Annotated in this window: 17 protein-coding genes; 2 read left to right on the top strand and 15 right to left on the bottom strand. The window is 57.0% G+C overall.

Annotation, left to right across the window (positions count from 1 at the left end):
- Nucleotides 1–20 precede the first annotated feature (20 nt).
- The 12 genes from FEZ62_RS04825 to FEZ62_RS04770 all read right to left on the bottom strand — a co-directional run bounded on the left by FEZ62_RS04825 (nt 21) and on the right by FEZ62_RS04770 (nt 9,307).
- Nucleotides 21–377 carry a PilZ domain-containing protein gene (locus tag FEZ62_RS04825; RefSeq protein ID WP_069902181.1) on the bottom strand — a complete coding sequence of 119 codons (357 nt, stop codon included), beginning with the start codon at nt 375–377 and terminating at the stop codon, nt 21–23.
- A 37-nt stretch (nt 378–414) separates the two neighbouring features.
- A complete protein-coding gene (locus FEZ62_RS04820; protein ID WP_069902180.1) occupies nt 415–1,401 on the bottom strand; it encodes a DNA polymerase III subunit delta' in 987 nt (328 codons plus the stop codon).
- The gene (gene tmk / locus FEZ62_RS04815; protein ID WP_172926979.1) at nt 1,394–2,026 is read right to left on the bottom strand and encodes a dTMP kinase; all 633 of its coding nucleotides are present in this window, start codon (nt 2,024–2,026) and stop codon (nt 1,394–1,396) included. The genes FEZ62_RS04820 and tmk overlap by 8 nt, the downstream gene beginning before the upstream one ends.
- On the bottom strand, nt 2,023–3,087 hold the full coding sequence (gene mltG / locus FEZ62_RS04810; protein WP_172926977.1) for an endolytic transglycosylase MltG: 1,065 nt from the start codon (nt 3,085–3,087) through the stop codon (nt 2,023–2,025). Before mltG ends, tmk begins: the two co-directional genes overlap by 4 nt.
- 3 nt (nt 3,088–3,090) lie before the next feature.
- Nucleotides 3,091–3,906 (bottom strand): aminodeoxychorismate lyase, encoded by an 816-nt coding sequence (gene pabC / locus FEZ62_RS04805; RefSeq protein ID WP_172926976.1) that lies wholly within the window; start codon nt 3,904–3,906, stop codon nt 3,091–3,093.
- On the bottom strand, nt 3,906–5,150 hold the full coding sequence (gene fabF, locus FEZ62_RS04800; protein ID WP_069902176.1) for a beta-ketoacyl-ACP synthase II: 1,245 nt from the start codon (nt 5,148–5,150) through the stop codon (nt 3,906–3,908). The genes pabC and fabF overlap by 1 nt, the downstream gene beginning before the upstream one ends.
- 178 nt (nt 5,151–5,328) lie before the next feature.
- Complete coding sequence (gene acpP, locus FEZ62_RS04795) at nt 5,329–5,565, bottom strand: acyl carrier protein (protein ID WP_069902175.1); 237 nt, start codon at nt 5,563–5,565, stop codon at nt 5,329–5,331.
- A 202-nt stretch (nt 5,566–5,767) separates the two neighbouring features.
- Entirely contained in the window at nt 5,768–6,511 is a 744-nt protein-coding gene (gene fabG / locus FEZ62_RS04790; RefSeq protein ID WP_069902174.1) for a 3-oxoacyl-ACP reductase FabG, read from the bottom strand.
- Nucleotides 6,512–6,525: 14 nt separating this feature from the next.
- Nucleotides 6,526–7,464 (bottom strand): ACP S-malonyltransferase, encoded by a 939-nt coding sequence (gene fabD, locus FEZ62_RS04785; protein WP_069902173.1) that lies wholly within the window; start codon nt 7,462–7,464, stop codon nt 6,526–6,528.
- Between the two features lie 105 nt (nt 7,465–7,569).
- A complete protein-coding gene (gene plsX / locus FEZ62_RS04780) occupies nt 7,570–8,580 on the bottom strand; it encodes a phosphate acyltransferase PlsX (protein ID WP_172926974.1) in 1,011 nt (336 codons plus the stop codon).
- A gap of 4 nt (nt 8,581–8,584) precedes the next feature.
- The gene (gene rpmF, locus FEZ62_RS04775) at nt 8,585–8,767 is read right to left on the bottom strand and encodes a 50S ribosomal protein L32 (protein WP_069902171.1); all 183 of its coding nucleotides are present in this window, start codon (nt 8,765–8,767) and stop codon (nt 8,585–8,587) included.
- Nucleotides 8,768–8,779: 12 nt separating this feature from the next.
- On the bottom strand, nt 8,780–9,307 hold the full coding sequence (locus tag FEZ62_RS04770; RefSeq protein ID WP_069902170.1) for a YceD family protein: 528 nt from the start codon (nt 9,305–9,307) through the stop codon (nt 8,780–8,782).
- 115 nt (nt 9,308–9,422) lie between these two features.
- Between FEZ62_RS04770 and FEZ62_RS04765 the strand changes: the two genes are divergently transcribed.
- A complete protein-coding gene (locus FEZ62_RS04765; protein WP_172926973.1) occupies nt 9,423–10,001 on the top strand; it encodes a nucleoside triphosphate pyrophosphatase in 579 nt (192 codons plus the stop codon).
- 57 nt (nt 10,002–10,058) lie between these two features.
- Here the strand turns inward: FEZ62_RS04765 and sppA are convergent, their stop codons facing one another.
- Genes sppA through rluC form a run of 3 tightly spaced genes read right to left on the bottom strand, consistent with a single transcriptional unit; the run spans nt 10,059 to nt 12,694 of the window.
- The gene (gene sppA, locus FEZ62_RS04760) at nt 10,059–11,042 is read right to left on the bottom strand and encodes a signal peptide peptidase SppA (RefSeq protein WP_172926971.1); all 984 of its coding nucleotides are present in this window, start codon (nt 11,040–11,042) and stop codon (nt 10,059–10,061) included.
- Between the two features lie 49 nt (nt 11,043–11,091).
- Complete coding sequence (locus FEZ62_RS04755) at nt 11,092–11,748, bottom strand: HAD-IA family hydrolase (RefSeq protein ID WP_069902167.1); 657 nt, start codon at nt 11,746–11,748, stop codon at nt 11,092–11,094.
- Nucleotides 11,741–12,694 (bottom strand): 23S rRNA pseudouridine(955/2504/2580) synthase RluC, encoded by a 954-nt coding sequence (gene rluC / locus FEZ62_RS04750; protein WP_090511109.1) that lies wholly within the window; start codon nt 12,692–12,694, stop codon nt 11,741–11,743. Before rluC ends, FEZ62_RS04755 begins: the two co-directional genes overlap by 8 nt.
- Nucleotides 12,695–13,411: 717 nt before the next feature.
- Between rluC and rne the strand changes: the two genes are divergently transcribed.
- Nucleotides 13,412–16,513, top strand: a complete 3,102-nt coding sequence (gene rne / locus FEZ62_RS04745; protein ID WP_172926970.1) for a ribonuclease E — start codon at nt 13,412–13,414, stop codon at nt 16,511–16,513.
- The last annotated feature ends 344 nt before the right edge of the window (nt 16,514–16,857 follow it).

Below are 16,857 nucleotides of genomic sequence, written 5' to 3'. Positions count from 1 at the left end.
CGTAACGCTATTGGTCAGGGTTACATGGTGTGCGTTGGGCGGTCCGATTTCAATGCGCCAGCCAGATAGGTTTCTATCTTGTTGCGGGCGTTGTCGTCGCCGTCATTGAACTGAACACCTACGCCAGCGGCGCGATTACCTTGTGCGCCCTTGGGCGTGATCCATACCACTTTGCCGGCGACCGGGATTTTTTCCGGCTCGTCCATGAGGTTGAGCAACATAAACACTTCATCGCCAAGGCGGTAAGTCTTGTTGGTGGGGATAAACAACCCACCATTTTTGATGAACGGCATGTAAGCGGCATAGAGCACGGATTTGTCTTTGATGGTCAGTGACAAGATTCCGTTACGCGGACCCAGATTAGGTGGCAAGCTCATGCTGCATTCCTGATTTGCGATGTCTTAGTGGCCGATTCTAGCGCGGTACTGCCAAGCTTGCCCACTGCACAAGCAGCGCTTCGAGAAGCAAGGCACGGTTAAGGTTGGCTTTACTCATGACTTTTTGCCGTTGTTCGAGCAACCAGTCCTGAATATTCAGAATCCTCGATTGTGGCGTCTTGCCAGCCAGATACTGCACGACAGCGCGCATATCCTGCTGACCCAAGCCTTCTTCATCCTGAGTCATCTGGTAACGCAAAATCAACTGTGCCCAGTCACAAAACCAGTCAAAAAGCAGCGTTAATGCCACAGGGTTCAAGGTTTCAGTCAATTGACTCGGGGCAACCTGCTGTTTGAGCAGCTTTTTCACACCCTCAACGACTAGCTCACGTTGCGCCGGCACACCCGCAGCATGCATGTTCACCGCCAACAATGGCGAGCCAGCCGCGAGATACAGCAGTTGCTGACGCTGTTCAGCTGATGACTCGGGCAACGCTTTAGCCAGCCAGTCGAGGCTCATGGCTTCGCTGGGCAGCGGACAGGCCTGTTGCACACAGCGACTTTTGATGGTCGGCAACAAGCGACTCGGCTGATGGCTGATCAGCAGAATCACGGTATCGCCCGAAGGCTCTTCGAGACTCTTCAGCAGCGCATTGGCCGCGTTCAGGTTCATTGCCTCACCCGGCTCGACCAGCACCACCTTGCGCCCGGCCAGCTGCGCAGTTTGCACCACAAAACTGACCAGATCGCGGACCTGATCGACCTTGATCGGCTTGTCGGCCTCTTCCGGCTCCAGCACGTAATTATCCGGATGCGTGCCGGCGGCCAGTAAATGACACGACTTGCATTCGCCGCAGGCCTCAAGCCCTTGCCGGTTCTGACACAACAGGCTGTGCATCAGACGCTCCGCCAGCGCGCGCTTACCGATGCCGGCAGGCCCGTGCAGCAGATAGGCGTGAGCGTGTTGCGCGCGTCCCGCCAGTTGCCTCCAGAGATCGTCCTGCCACGGGTAGGCTTCAGCCACGGCACAACTCCACAATCTGCGGCAGCAATGCGTCGATGGATGCCTGCACCTCTTCGAGACTTTGCGCAGCGTCGACAATCCGATAGCGCTCGGGCGCCTGCGCGGCATGGCGCAGGTACGTCTGGCGAACGGCATTGAAGAAGTCATGACCTTCTTGCTCGAAGCGATCCAGGCGGCCGCGCTCGGCAGCTCGCGCCAGACCGACCTCGATTGGCAAATCGAAAACCAGGGTCAGGTCCGGACGCAAATCGCCCTGTACGAAATTCTCCAGCACGCTAATGCGCGCCTCGGACAAGCCGCGACCACCGCCTTGATAGGCGTATGTCGCATCGGTAAAGCGATCACACAACACCACTGCGCCGCGTTCAAGCGCGGGCCGGATAACCTGCGCAAGATGCTGGGCACGCGCGGCAAACACCAATAACAGTTCGGTGTCGGCGGCCATGGCCTCGTCGGTGGGCGACAGGAGGATTTCGCGGATCTTCTCGGCCAACGGCGTGCCGCCCGGCTCGCGGGTCATCACGACGTCGATAGCGTGTTCGCGCAAGCGCTCAGCCAGGTATTCCCGATTGGTGCTCTTGCCTGCGCCTTCCGGGCCTTCAAGGGTGATAAACAAACCGCTCACTGGCTGTCCTTTTGTGGTTCTGGCTCACTCGGTGCTGGGCTGGACCGGTAATCGGCCCGACGCTTGAGTTGATACTCGCGCACCGCTTTATTGTGGGCACTCAAAGAGTTGGAGAATACATGGCTGCCGTCGCCGCGTGCGACAAAGTACAGGCTTTTGCCTTCCGCCGGATGCAGGGCGGCGTGAATAGCTTCACGGCCAACCAGGGCAATCGGAGTCGGCGGCATGCCATCTATCTGGTAAGTGTTGTACGGCGTCGGCTCGCGCAGATCGGCGCGGGTGATGCGGCCTTTGTAGCGCTCGCCCATGCCATAGATAACCGTCGGGTCGGTTTGCAGGCGCATGCCAATGGCCAGACGGCGGATGAAAACCCCGGCGATCTGTTCACGCTCGTGGGGAACACCGGTTTCCTTCTCGATCATCGAGGCCATGATCAACGCCTCGTAAGGCTTCTTGTACGGCAGATCAGCGGCGCGTTGCTGCCACTCTTCATCAAGCACTTTCTGCAAACGCGTATGCGCTTGTTTGAGCAATTCGAAATCGCTCATGCCGCGCACAAACTGATAAGTATCGGGGAAGAAGCGCCCTTCCGGATTGACGCCGGGCTCACCCAAACGCTCCATCAACTCGGCGTCGCTGAGCTCGCCCAGTGTCGCCTTGAGTTCGGTTTGTTTGGCGAACGCGCTGCGCACCTGACGGAAGTTCCAGCCTTCTACCAGCGTCAGGCTGTATTGCACCACCTCGCCGTTACGCCACAACTGCAGCATGTCGCGCACCGTCATTCCCGGTTGCAAGCGATACTCACCGGAATGCAGCGACTCGTCTTTGAGGTTGAAGCGCCAGTAAAGCCGCAACCAAAAGGCCTTGTCGAGCACGCCTTCAGCCTCAAGCTGATTGAGCATACCGCCAGGCGTAGACCCTTTGGGCACATCCACCAAGCGTTCGGCTGGCAGCGCCAGAGGTTGTTGCAACGCGCTGTGCTGCTGCCATGCGGCGAAGGCCACGAGCAAGCCAGCCACTAACACGGCGCATTCAAGCAACAGCAGAAATTTTCGTATCACGAATCAGTTGTCCAATAAATCACAGGCGATGGACTGTAGTTTACGGGTGAGCGGCCCCACGGGCCAGCTATGCTCGGCAATACGCGTGACGGGCCACACGCCATACAGGCTATTGCACAGAAAAACCTCATCGGTGCCGAGCAATTCGAGGCGGGGAATGTCGCGCACGAAGCAGTCGATACCCAACGCCTCTGCCTGCGCCAATAACTCACTGCGCATAACCCCGGCAACCCCGCAGCGGCTCAAGTCTGGCGTATGCAATTGGCCTTTTTGAATCAATATGAGGTTGCTGAAAACGCCCTCAATCAAGCGCCCGGAATAATCCAGCATCAAGCCTTCAGCATAAGCCGGGTCTTGCCACTCGCTGCGCGCCAAAACCTGTTCAAGGCGATTGAGGTGCTTCATGCCCGCCAACAACGGCTGCTCGGCCAGTCGTGTCTGGCACGCGAACAGGCTTACGCCATGCTGCGCATTAGCGGCTGGATAGTTTGGCCGTGGTGAACCCGTTAAAACCCTGCGCGGGGCGCACGGCTCAGGTAACGCATAGCCGCGCATGCCCTGGCCGCGGGTGAGAATCAGCTTGGCGACGCCATCCCCCAGCAACGCGCTGAACGCGAGTATTTCACTGCGCACGATGAAGGCATCAAAAGGGATCAGTAAGCGCTCGCAACTCAGCGCCAGACGCGACATGTGTCGCTCTAAAAGAGAAGGCTTGCCATGAGATACGGAGATGGTCTCGAACAGACCATCTCCGTAAGCCAGACCACGATCACTTGCAGGCAGTGAATCCGCCGCAACACCGTCGATCCAGCTGAGCATCAACCGTTAAACCGACGGAATACCAGGGAACCGTTGGTGCCACCAAACCCGAACGAGTTGGACAGAACGGCATCAATCGCCATTGGCTTGGCGTGATGCGGCACCAGATCCAGATCGCAGCCTTCATCAGGCTGATCGAGGTTTATGGTCGGCGGTGCAACCTGATCTTGCAGCGCCAGAACGCTGAAGATTGCCTCGACCGCTCCCGCCGCACCCAGCAGGTGACCGGTCATGGACTTGGTCGAGCTGACCGACAGATTGTAGGCGTGCTCACCGAATACCGACTTGATCGCGGCAATCTCGGCCTTGTCGCCAGCATTGGTCGACGTGCCGTGGGCATTGATGTACTGCACCTGATCCGGGTTCAAACCCGCATCACGCAGCGCATTGGTCATGCAGCGGGCAGCACCGGCGCCATCTTCGGGTGGCGAGGTCATGTGGAACGCATCGCCGCTCATGCCAAAACCTGTGAGTTCGGCATAAATGGTCGCGCCACGCGCCTTGGCATGTTCAAGTTCTTCGAGAACCATGGTGCCAGCGCCGTCAGACAAGACGAAGCCATCACGATCAACATCCCACGGACGACTGGCCCGCGCCGGATCATCGTTGCGTGTAGACAACGCACGGGCAGCAGCGAAACCGCCAATACCCAGGCCACAGGCGGCCATCTCGGCGCCACCGGCAACCATCGCGTCGGCTTCACCGTAGGCAATGTTGCGCGCCGCCATACCGATGCAATGCGTGCCGGTAGTGCAGGCGGTGGCAATGGCGTAGTTCGGGCCTTGCAGACCCAGGTGAATCGACAGGAAACCGGAAATCATGTTGATGATCGAACCCGGAACAAAGAACGGCGAAATGCGCCGTGGGCCCTGCTCGATCAACGCTTTGCAGCTGTTTTCAATATTGGTCAAACCGCCAATACCCGAACCCAGCGCAACACCGATACGCTCGCGATTGGCGTCGGTGACTTCCAGCCCGGAGTTGGTCATCGCCTGAAAACTGGCGGCCATACCGTACTGGATAAACAAGTCGAGCTTGCGCGCCTCTTTTGCAGAGAGGTACTGCTCAACATCAAAATTCTTTACCGAACCACCAAAACGGGTGGAATAGGCAGAAAGGTCCATATGCTCGATCGAGCCTATGCCACTGCGCCCGGCCAAAATGCCCTGCCAGCTGCTCGGCACATCGTTACCCAGTGGTGAGACCATGCCCATACCGGTAACCACGACGCGTCTACGCGACACAGCAATCTCCTTTTAATTCTGATTACAACGCAAGGATTGCGTAAAGCCAGTTAACAACAGACATAACGCCCGAAAACCGCAGCGCTGCGTAACCTGACGATGAATTACAGCCTGATAAAGAAAAGCCGCACAGCCCTAAGACAGTGCGGCTTATCCATGTCAGGAACTGACGATCTACTTACGATGCGTGAGCAGTAACGTAGTCGATAGCTTCCTGAACGCTAGTGATCTTCTCAGCTTGCTCGTCCGGGATTTCGGTCTCGAACTCTTCTTCGAGGGCCATTACCAGCTCAACGGTGTCAAGAGAGTCAGCACCCAGGTCTTCGACGAAGGAAGCGCTGTTGGTTACTTCCTCTTCTTTTACGCCAAGCTGCTCGGCAACGATTTTCTTGACGCGTTCTTCGATGGTGCTCATACCGTGTTTTCACTCCTATTGGATAAATCTAGGCAGCTGTTTTAATTAAGACAGCTAAGTGTATAGAAAGGTTTTTTAGCATTTCAAGCTAAACGCTCAAACGCCCCAAAATCACATCAAATGCCCATCTATAAACCTGTTGCAGCTTTATAACGGATTTTAGATAGCAGCTATGACAGTTTTTTTAAGGCAATCGTCACATTTAGCTCATATACATACCGCCATTCACAGGAATAGTAGCCCCTGTGACATAAGCTGCGCCATCAGAAGCGAGGAATCCGACCACTTTCGCGATCTCTTCAGCCTGCCCCAAACGACCCAGCGGAATCTGTGTCAGCAAAGCTTCACGCTGTGCTTCCGGCAATTCACGGGTCATATCGGTGTCGATAAAGCCCGGTGCCACTGCGTTTACCGTGATCGAGCGCGAACCCACTTCACGGGCCAATGCACGACCAAAGCCCTCAAGACCGGCTTTGGCAGCAGCATAGTTTACCTGACCGCCGTTGCCCATCGAGCCTACAACCGAGCCGATGTTGATGATACGACCAAAACGCGCCTTAGTCATACCACGCAATACACCTTTGCTCAGGCGATAGAGGCTGTTGAGGTTGGTATCAATGACGTCAAACCACTCGTCATCTTTCATCCGCATCATCAAATTGTCGCGCGTAATGCCGGCGTTATTGACCAGAATCAGCGGCTGACCGAATTGTTGCGAGATATTGGCAAGTACCGTGGCAACCGACTCGTCGTTGCTCACGTCCAGCTCCATGCCAGCGCCCTCGACGCCGTTGGCCTTGAGCGTTTCGCTGATGCGCTCAGCGCCTGCAGCCGATGTTGCAGTACCAATAACAGTCGCGCCCTGACGACCCAGTTCCAGCGCGATGGCCTGACCGATACCCCGACTCGCACCTGTTACCAGGGCAACTTTACCTTGCAAGCTCATATCACTCTCCTCAATCAGGCCAAGGCCGCACGCGTGGCGGCAAAGGCTTCTGGGGTCTCCAGATTGTGGGTATTGACGCCTTTGACGCAGCGTTTGTTCAATCCGGACAAAACTTTTCCAGGGCCGCACTCAACCAAGTCGGTTACGCCCTGATCCGCCAGGCACACCATGGATTCAACCCAGCGAACCGGGCTGTACAGCTGTGCCAGCAAATCGTTCTTCAAAACATCCAGGTCGGCGACCACAGCCGCACTAACGTTCTGCACCAGTGCGATCTTCGGCGCCTGCCAGTTGATCGCCTGCACGGCTTCGGCAAAACGCTCAGCAGCCGGGCGCATCAACTCGCAATGCGAAGGCACGCTGACTGGCAACGCCATGGCGCGCTTGGCGCCACGCGCCTTACACGCCTCAATGGCGCGGGCAACGGCCGCCGCACTGCCAGCGATAACCACTTGGCCAGGCGCGTTGAAGTTTACTGCGCTAACCACTTCACCCTGCGCCGCTTCAGCGCAAGCTGCCAGCACGTCCGCGTCTTCCAGACCCAGAATCGCCGCCATGCCGCCCTGGCCAGCAGGTACAGCCTGCTGCATCAGCTGACCGCGATGCTCGACCAACTTGACCGCATCAGCCAATTCCAGGCTGCCAGCGGCGACCAGCGCCGAGTATTCGCCAAGGCTATGGCCCGCAACGAAAGCCGGGGTTGCGCCGCCTTCAGCCAACCACAAACGCCACAGCGCAACGGATGCCGTGAGGATTGCCGGTTGGGTTTTATCAGTTTGATTGAGTTGCTCTTCCGGGCCCTGCTGAGTCAATGCCCAGAGGTCGTAACCCAACGCCGCGGAGGCCTCGGCGAACGTATCGAGTACCAGCGGCTGCTGGGCACCCTGCTCTGCCAGCATGGTCAGAGATTGCGAACCCTGACCTGGGAAAACGAATGCAAGGGATGCAGTCATGATAACGAGCCCCAAATAATCTTATCGGTAAAAAAGCGTGATCTGAATGGATCAGAGCACAGAAAACTCTCAGTTGGATGACAACCCAGCGCCTGCGGTCACATCTCAGAGCAATAGATCCTCGAGCTTACCACTCAAACGCTGTGGTAAATCCTCTTCGATCTCCTTTAAAGCTCGGCGAATTGCAGATTTGAAGCCGGCGCGACCGGCAGAACCATGGCTCTTTACCACGATGCCCTGCAAGCCCAGCAGGCTCGCACCATTGTATTGCGCAGGCGCCAACTCATTTTTCACCCGCGCCAGCAGCGGCAGCGCAACCAGACCGACCAGCCGCCCCGCCCAGTGACGTTTGAAAATAGCCTCAATACGCAGGGCAATCATTTTGACCAGCCCTTCGCTTGATTTGAGCACGATGTTGCCGACAAAACCGTCGCACACCACAACATCTGCCTCGCCGCGATACAGGCCGTCACCTTCAATGAAACCGGTGTAGTTGACGCTGCCCGCCTCTTGCAGCAACTGCGCGGCCAGTTTGACCTGCTGATTGCCCTTGATCATCTCGGTGCCGACATTCAGCAGCGCAACTCTTGGCGCGGGCGTACCGAGGACCTCGGCGGCCACCGAACCCATTACCGCAAACTGATAGAGCTGCTCGGGGCTGCAATCGACATTGGCGCCCAAATCGAGCAAATGGCAGAAACCATTATTCGTCGGAATCGCACTGACAATGGCCGGACGGTCTATGCCCGGCAGGGTTTTCAGAACAAACCGCGACAGCGCCATCAACGCGCCGGTATTGCCGGCACTGACGCAGGCATTCGCCCGGCCTTGCTGCACCATATCCAGCGCCACACGCATGGATGAGTCGGTCTTTCTGCGCAAGACCTGAGCAGGCGCATCGTCCATGGCAATCACTTCGCTGGCATGCTGAACATGCAGACGCGCGCGATCAACACCTGGGCGTTGGGCGATCAGTTCTTCAATAAGGGAGGCTTGGCCGACAAGGACCAGATGTAACGAGGGGATTTCTTCCAGACAGTCGAGACTGGCTGGAACAATGCAGCGGGGACCGAAGTCCCCGCCCATTGCATCAATCGCGATGATTGAGGCGGACAAGTTATTACTCGTCAGCGCCCTTATCAATCACTTTGCGGCCCTTGTATACGCCTTCTGGCGATACGTGGTGACGCAGGTGAACTTCACCAGTGCTCTTCTCAACGGACAGAGCGTTACCAGTGAGGGCGTCGTGCGAACGGCGCATGTCACGGGCGGAACGGGATTTTTTGTTCTGCTGAACAGCCATACTAATAAACTCCTAAACGTTTGGGTCACGCTTTAACTGTGCCAATACACTGAACGGGTTGGACCGCGTTACCTCGTCCTCGCTCGACTCAGGCTCTATATGTCCGGCCGGCTGCTGGCAATCTTTCGGATCATGCATCGGCACGATCGGCAAGGCGAGCAAAAGCTCCTCCTCAACCAGTGCCAACAGATCCAATGGGTCTTCACCCAATTCAAGCACGTCATAGCCTTGCGGCACAGACTGGGTATTTGCGCCCTCCTTCACCACAGCGTAATCACACTCACTGTAGATCGGAAGAGTTACCTGCTCCAGACAACGCTGGCAAACCATTTTGACGTCAACCTCGAGCTCACTGTGGAAAACCACAGCGTTACGCTCGTCGCGTTCAAACATGAACTTGACGTGCACAGTGCCTTGGTTATCGGCAAGCGCGCCGCAGAGCCTTTTCAAGTCGGCAAGAGGCACCACACCGTCGAGGGTGGTAGTGCGATCTGCAAGCTTGCGCGGATCAACGTGAGGTGGAATCGGGCCATTTAACATAGGCGCCGCATTCTAGGGATGCGACCCGCCTCTGTCAAAGGAAATTCAGCCTGTGCAGCATGTTAGGCGACGATTAGAATCACATACACCCAATTTGCCGCCCGAGAGTAACGCAATGCACCCCCTGGTACTGGCCTCAAGCTCACCCTACCGCCGCCAATTACTGGCCCGTTTGTGCGTGCCGTTCGACTGCAGCTCACCCGACATAGATGAGTCGCCGCGCCCTAACGAGGACGCCACCAGCCTGGTCAGCCGTCTGTCTCTCGAAAAAGCTCAGGCCCTGCGCGACCACTATCCGCAGCACCTTATTATAGGCTCGGATCAAGTTGCCGTGCTGAACGGCCAGATACTCGGCAAACCGCACACCTTTGAGCGCGCCGAGCAACAATTGCGCGCCGCCAGCGGCAACAGCGTGAGCTTCCTTACCGGCCTGACGTTATTCAATAGCACCAACAGCACCTACCAAACCGACTGCGTGCCATTTACCGTGCATTTTCGCACACTCAGCGACGCCCAGATAAAGCGCTACCTCGAAGCCGAGCAACCGCTCGATTGCGCCGGCAGCTTCAAGGCCGAAGGCCTGGGCATTAGTTTGTTTAAAAGCACCGAAGGCAGCGACGTCAATAGCCTGATCGGTCTACCCCTGATTCGCCTGGTAGACATGCTCAGTAATGAAGGGATTGAACTGCCCTGACGCAAAAGCCCTGCACAGCACGACCGTGCAGGGCTTTGATGAAGCCGAATGCAAACCTTAGCGCAGGCTTGGACCTTCAAAACCCATCCATACCGCAAGGTTCTGAGCGACGCTGGCGCCAATCTTCTTGGCAAAGCGATCCAGCGGTGAATCCTGCACTGTGAAGTCAACTAGATTCTTCTCGCCAATCACCTCACGCGCCACATAACTGGTGCTGCCCAGCGCATCAACCAGCCCCAACTGCAGGGCTTGCTCGCCAGACCAGACCAGACCAGAGAACAGCTCAGGATTCTCCGCGACCTTCAGGCGATCACCACGGCCTTTCTTGACGCTATTGATGAACTGCTGATGCGTTGTATCGAGCACGCCCTGCCAGAACTTGGCTTCTTCTTCCTTTGGCGGCTGGAATGGATCCAGGAATGCCTTGTGTTCGCCCGAGGTGTATACCCGACGATCAACACCGAGCTTATCCATCAGGCCGACAAAACCGAAACTTGCCGCCGTCACACCAATCGAGCCGACCAGACTGGCTTTGTCGGCATAGATCTCATCGGCGGCACTGGCGATGTAATAAGCACCCGAGGCGCCCAGATCACTGATCACCGCGTAGACCTTGATTTTCGGATATTCAGCGCGCAGTCGGCCGATTTCGTCATATATATAGCCAGACTGCACCGGGCTTCCGCCCGGGCTGTTAATACGCAGGATCACACCCTTGGTGTTTTCGTCCTCAAAAGCGGCGCGCAGGCTGCTGACAATATTGTCGGCGCTGGCTGCCTCTTTATCAGCAATCATGCCGTTAACATCAATTACCGCCGTATGACTGGCACTGCTGTCACCGCCCGACTTGCCCACCTGCAACATGGGCGAGAACATGGCCAGCGCAACAAACAGATAGATGAAGGTCAGGGTCTTGAAGAAGATCCCCCAACGCCGGGAACGGCGCTGCTCAATGACACCGGCGAGCAGCGTTTTTTCCAGCAACTTCCAACTCTTACCATCAGAATCGCCTTCAACCGGCGCTTTCCACTCATCCGACATACACACCCACCTCAATCGATTATTGATCTGCGCCCGGCCTGCGATCCTTTCAGCCGCGACCCAGCCAGTCATGTAACTCGCAGAACTGCTCCACCGCCAACACCGGCCCGAATTCACGCAGAGTTTCCAGCGGCTGCGCACCATAACCCACAGCTACCGAGTCTACGCCTGCGTTACGCGCCATTAACAAATCGAACGACGAGTCACCGACCATCAGCGCCTCACTCGGTTTGGCAGCGCAATGCGCAAGAATCTCTTCGATCATTAGCGGATGCGGTTTACTTGAACCTTCATCGCCGCAACGGGTGACATCGAAAAAGTTTTCCCAGCCATTGCCCTGCAAAACACGCTCAAGCCCAGCCCGCCCTTTACCGGTGGCGACTGCCAACTGGTAGCCCTGTGCGCGAAAACTCTCCAGCGATTCCGCCACACCTGCAAACAAAGGCGAAGGCGTGGCTTCAAGCTTTAGATAATGCTCGCTGTAGGCACTGCGAAAGCGCTGAACATGCAACGGGTCCGTCATGTCCGGGTATAAGGATACAGCCGCCTCAGGCAAGCTCAGGCCAATAATACCCTTGACCCGCACATCATCTCTTTGCGGCAATCCGCATTCGCGGGAGGCCTGATGGATCGAGACAACGATTCGGTCGATTGAGTCTGCCAGCGTGCCATCCCAATCAAAAATCAGCACACGGTAATCAGACACTCAAGCGCTCCACGGTTTTTGCCCACATCTCATCGACCGGCGCTTCGAGCTTAAGTTGCGTGCCATCAAGCATTGGCACAACCAACTCGTACGCATGCAGAAACAAGCGCTTACCGCCAAGATCGCGAATTTCGCGGGTAAAGTCGTCATCGCCATATTTACTGTCACCGGCAATGCAATGGCCAGCAAACTGTGTGTGCACACGAATCTGGTGGGTACGCCCGGTTACAGGCTTGGCCTCGACCAGGGTTGCGAACTCGCCAAAACGGCGCAGCACACGGAAACGCGTCAGCGCTTCTTTGCCTTCATCATTGACTTCGACCATGCGCTCACCCGAACGCAGATTGCTCTTGAGCAGCGGTGCATTGACCATTTTCTTCGACGCTGCCCAATTACCGCGCACCAGCGCCATGTAACGCTTATCGACGCCATCGCCGCGCAACGCTTCATGCAGGTGACGCAGCATGCTGCGTTTTTTGGCGATCATCAGCAGGCCGGAGGTGTCACGGTCGAGGCGATGTACCAGCTCCAGCTCTTTGGCGTCGGGACGCAACTGACGGAAGGCCTCGATCACCCCGTAATTCAGGCCACTGCCGCCGTGCACGGCGATCCCAGCAGGCTTGTTCAGTACAATGAGGGCTTTGTCTTCGTAGACAATCGCCGCTTCCAGACGCTTGAGCAGCCCTTGCGCCAGCGGCTCGACCTCATCACGCTCAGGCAGGCGAAGCGGCGGCACGCGCACTATATCGCCGACCTGCAGCTTGTACTCAGGTTTGATCCGACCTTTATTCACGCGCACTTCGCCTTTGCGCAAAATGCGGTAAATCAAAGTCTTGGGAACACCCTTCAGCTGGGTGCGAAGAAAGTTGTCGATGCGCTGGCCGGCAAGTTCCGGCGCAACCTCAAGCAGCTGAACGCCGGAGGTTGGAGATTGAGATGTAGTCATCGCGCAATCATAACAATTTTTATGGATTTGAAGCACTTAATCATTACTGCTATAGTCCCGACGCCGCCAAAAGCGGACTGGTTTGGGAATGATCGCTAGAACTGCCATCCCAACCAAGGCAACCCATTTTGGACGAGAGGCCGTCCGACGGGTTCTTCAGAGGTTTTAAGCCAGAACGGCTCTCGAAGAATTCGGAAATAAAGCCTAAGGAAGCCTCAATAAAAGGCAGCCAGCGACGGGAATGCAAGGCAAGAAGTTGCGCAACAGCGGTTTACCCAGCGTAAACGTGCAATTGGGCCACTTCTAATGCAGCAACAACCTGGCGCAACGCTGACTTGGAGGCATCTAAGACATCATGCGCACCCTTCCCCTTTGGAAGACTGCGATAAATGCTAACCCGCTACGGATTCTGCGAGCGGCACCCGATTTTCAGCGTTACGTGTAGGGTGGAGATGTACAACTGCAGGTCTGCGTAGCAATTAGCTTTACCAAGACGCCTTATCTCGTCCGCTACCTGCAATTGATTCCTCCTCCTTTAACAAATGCTTGTTGTTGATTCAGCGAGCAGGAGATGTCCGTCGCGACCCAGCCCTATTTGGCTGACTGTCGCTTGACAATGCAGCGGCTTATGACCGCTGCTGACGCGCCTGACACCGACCCTGAGAGTCGTGTGTGCCGAACGCCGTTTCCGAGAGCACCGGAAACCGACGGTACTACATGAAAAGAATGCTGATTAACGCAACTCAACCCGAAGAGTTGCGTGTTGCCCTAGTCGATGGCCAACGCCTATACGACCTGGACATTGAATCTGGCGCCCGTGAGCAAAAAAAGGCCAACATCTATAAAGGCCGCATCACCCGCGTCGAACCTAGCCTGGAAGCCGCTTTCGTAGATTTCGGCTCCGAGCGTCATGGTTTCCTCCCGCTGAAAGAAATCTCCCGCGAATACTTCAAGAAGGCTCCGGAAGGCCGCGTCAACATTAAAGAAGTGTTGAGCGAAGGTCAGGAAGTCATCGTTCAGGTCGAGAAAGAAGAACGCGGCAACAAGGGCGCAGCCCTGACCACGTTCATCAGCCTGGCCGGCCGTTACCTCGTGCTAATGCCGAACAACCCGCGTGCTGGTGGCATCTCGCGCCGTATTGAAGGCGAAGAGCGCAACGAACTGCGCGAAGCCCTGAATGGCCTCAACGCACCTGCTGACATGGGCCTGATCGTGCGCACTGCGGGCCTGGGTCGTTCCAGCGAAGAAATGCAGTGGGACCTCGATTACCTGCTGCAACTGTGGAGCGCGATCAAAGAAGCCTCGCAGGATCGCCCGGCACCCTTCCTGATCTATCAGGAGAGCAACGTCATTATCCGCGCTATCCGCGATTACCTGCGCCAGGACATCGGCGAAGTACTGGTCGACAGCGTAGAAGCACAGGAAGAAGCCCTGAGCTTCATCCGTCAGGTGATGCCGCAGTACGCCAGCAAGATCAAGCTGTACGAAGACAGCGTGCCGCTGTTCAATCGCTTCCAGATCGAAAGCCAGATCGAAACCGCTTTCCAGCGTGAAGTTAAATTGCCTTCCGGCGGCTCGATCTTCATCGACCCGACAGAAGCACTGGTGTCGATCGACATCAACTCAGCGCGCGCCACCAAAGGCAGCGACATCGAAGAAACTGCTCTGCAGACCAACCTTGAAGCCGCTGAAGAGATCGCGCGCCAACTGCGCCTGCGTGACATCGGCGGCCTGATCGTGATCGACTTCATCGACATGACGCCGGCCAAAAACCAGCGCGCAGTCGAAGAAAAGGTTCGCGAAGCGCTGGAAGCTGACCGCGCCCGTGTTCAGGTTGGCCGCATTTCGCGTTTCGGCCTGTTGGAAATGTCGCGTCAGCGTCTGCGTCCGTCACTGGGCGAAACCAGCGGCATCGTTTGCCCACGCTGCAACGGCCAAGGCATCATCCGTGACGTCGAGTCGCTGTCGCTGGCCATCCTGCGCCTGATCGAAGAAGAAGCCCTGAAAGACCGTACCGCCGAAGTACGCGCTCAGGTGCCAATCCCGGTTGCCGCCTTCCTGCTGAACGAGAAACGCAACTCGATCACCAAGATCGAACTGCGCACCCGTGCACGCATCGTCATTCTGCCGAACGATCACCTCGAAACGCCGCACTTCGAAGTGCAGCGCCTGCGTGATGACAGCCTCGAAGCCCAGACGACCCAGTCGAGCTACGAAATGGCTGTGACCGAAGTTGAAGAAGAGAAGCAAGCCAGCGGTACTCGTACTCTGGTTCGCCAGGAAGCCGCCATCAAAGCCGCACCTCCTCGCTCTGCGCCAACGCCGGCAGAAGCTCCTGCTGCAGCGCCAGCTGCTGCAACCGAGCCAAGCCTGTTCAAAGGTCTGGTGAAGTCGCTGGTGAGCCTGTTCGCCACCAAAGAAGAAGAGAAGCCTGCGGTAATCGAAGCCAAGCCTGCCGAGCGTAAGCCACGCAGCAGCGAAGAGCGTCGCAATGGCCGTCAACAGAACCGTAATCGCGGCAACCGTCGTGATGAAGAGCGCAAGCCACGCGAAGATCGCGCACCGCGTGAAGAGCGTGCTCCACGTGAGGAGCGCCAACCGCGCGCCGCCCGTGAAGAGCGCCAGCCGCGTGACAGCGTAGAAATCCGTGAGCCGCAGGAACAGCGCCAGTCGCGTCCGCCGCGTGACGGGGGCGAAGGCCGTCGTGAGCGCAAGCCGCGTGAAGAGCGCCAGCCACGTGAACTGCGTGACCCAATCGACAGTAACGACAGCAACAACGCCGAGCAGGCGCAAAACGAACGCCCTGCACGTGAGCCGCGCCAGCCGCGTCCACCGCGTGAAGAGCGCCAGCCGCGCAAAGAAGCTGTAGCCGCCGACACTGCTGAAGAAGCCCTGCCGGATACCGAGCAGCAAGCCTCTGACGAGCAAGACAGCAACGAAGGCGAGCGTCCTCGTCGCCGTTCACGCGGTCAGCGTCGTCGCAGCAACCGTCGTGAGCGTCAGCGTGATGCCAACGGCAACCTGATCGAAAACGCTGAAGAAAGCACTGAAGGCGCTGAAGCAGCCAAAACTGAAAACTCTACGCTGGCAGAAACCACTGCAGCAGCAACCGGCGCTGTAGCCGCCACAGCATTGGCAGCAACTGCAGCCGCTGTTGAAGCCGCTACTGCTGAATCGGCACCTGCCGAGCAGAAGCCTGCTGTTGAGCCGAAGCAGCCTGAAACTGAAGTGGCCGCACCTGCGGAAGTTGCAGCTGACGCAGCAGAATTTGAAGCACCTGCCAAGGCTGAGCCGACTGAAGCTGTAGAAGCTGTGGTTGAGGCGAATGCTGAAACTGCTACTGAAACAGCCCAGCCAGAAGCCGCTAGCACTGCTCCGGTTGAAGCAGAAGTTGCTGTTGAAGCACAGGCACCGGTAGAGACTGCACCTGCAGTCGAGCCTACTGCCGTGCCTGCCGCCGAGCCTAAGGCTGAAGTTGTAGCCGAGCCCGTTGCTCAGCCTGCAACCGAAGCCCCAGCAGCCGCTGAAGCGACTGAAAAGCCTGAATCAGTTGAAGTGCAAGCACCTGTTGCTGAGCCGGTTGTTGAAGCCGCCAGCGAAGTAGCTGCCGAGGTTGGTGAGCAACCCGCTGCTAAAGAGCCAGCTCAACTGCCAACACTGAACGGTCGCGCTCCTAACGACCCACGTGAAGTTCGCCGCCGTCGCCTTGAGGCCGAGCGCATTGCCCGTGAAGCAGAAGCTGCAAAGGCTGATGTATCTGAAACTGCTGAAGCCACTGAGCCGCAAGCAGAGCAGGACGCAGACAAGCCGCAATCCTGATTCTGATCAGGTCGCAATAAAAAAGGGGATGCTTCGGCATCCCCTTTTGCGTTTCTGTAGGCCAATAATCACATCGACTCCCAACATCCACCCTGTCACCGCGCCTGCGGCGTACCAGCCCGCCCCAAACAGCGCACGAGAAGGCTCAACACTGGCAGTAACAGCGGCTGTCGTGGGCTCTGAATTGCAATGCTCTGCTCCTTACAGTTGTTGGCACGAAATGCGCTAGCAATCTGCCTATACGCTAGAAGTTAGGCTCATAACCCAAGCGAATTACAAGGATCTGACTCCGAGGTTAAATATTTGTTGACCCGGAAGTCAGAAAAATCTAAATTCGCACCATA

The organism is Pseudomonas sp. MS19 (assembly GCF_013277615.1).
Lineage (GTDB): Bacteria > Pseudomonadota > Gammaproteobacteria > Pseudomonadales > Pseudomonadaceae > Aquipseudomonas > Aquipseudomonas marincola.
The sequence above is the reverse complement of the archived record's forward strand: the minus strand, read 5'-3'. Positions and strand labels throughout refer to the sequence as shown.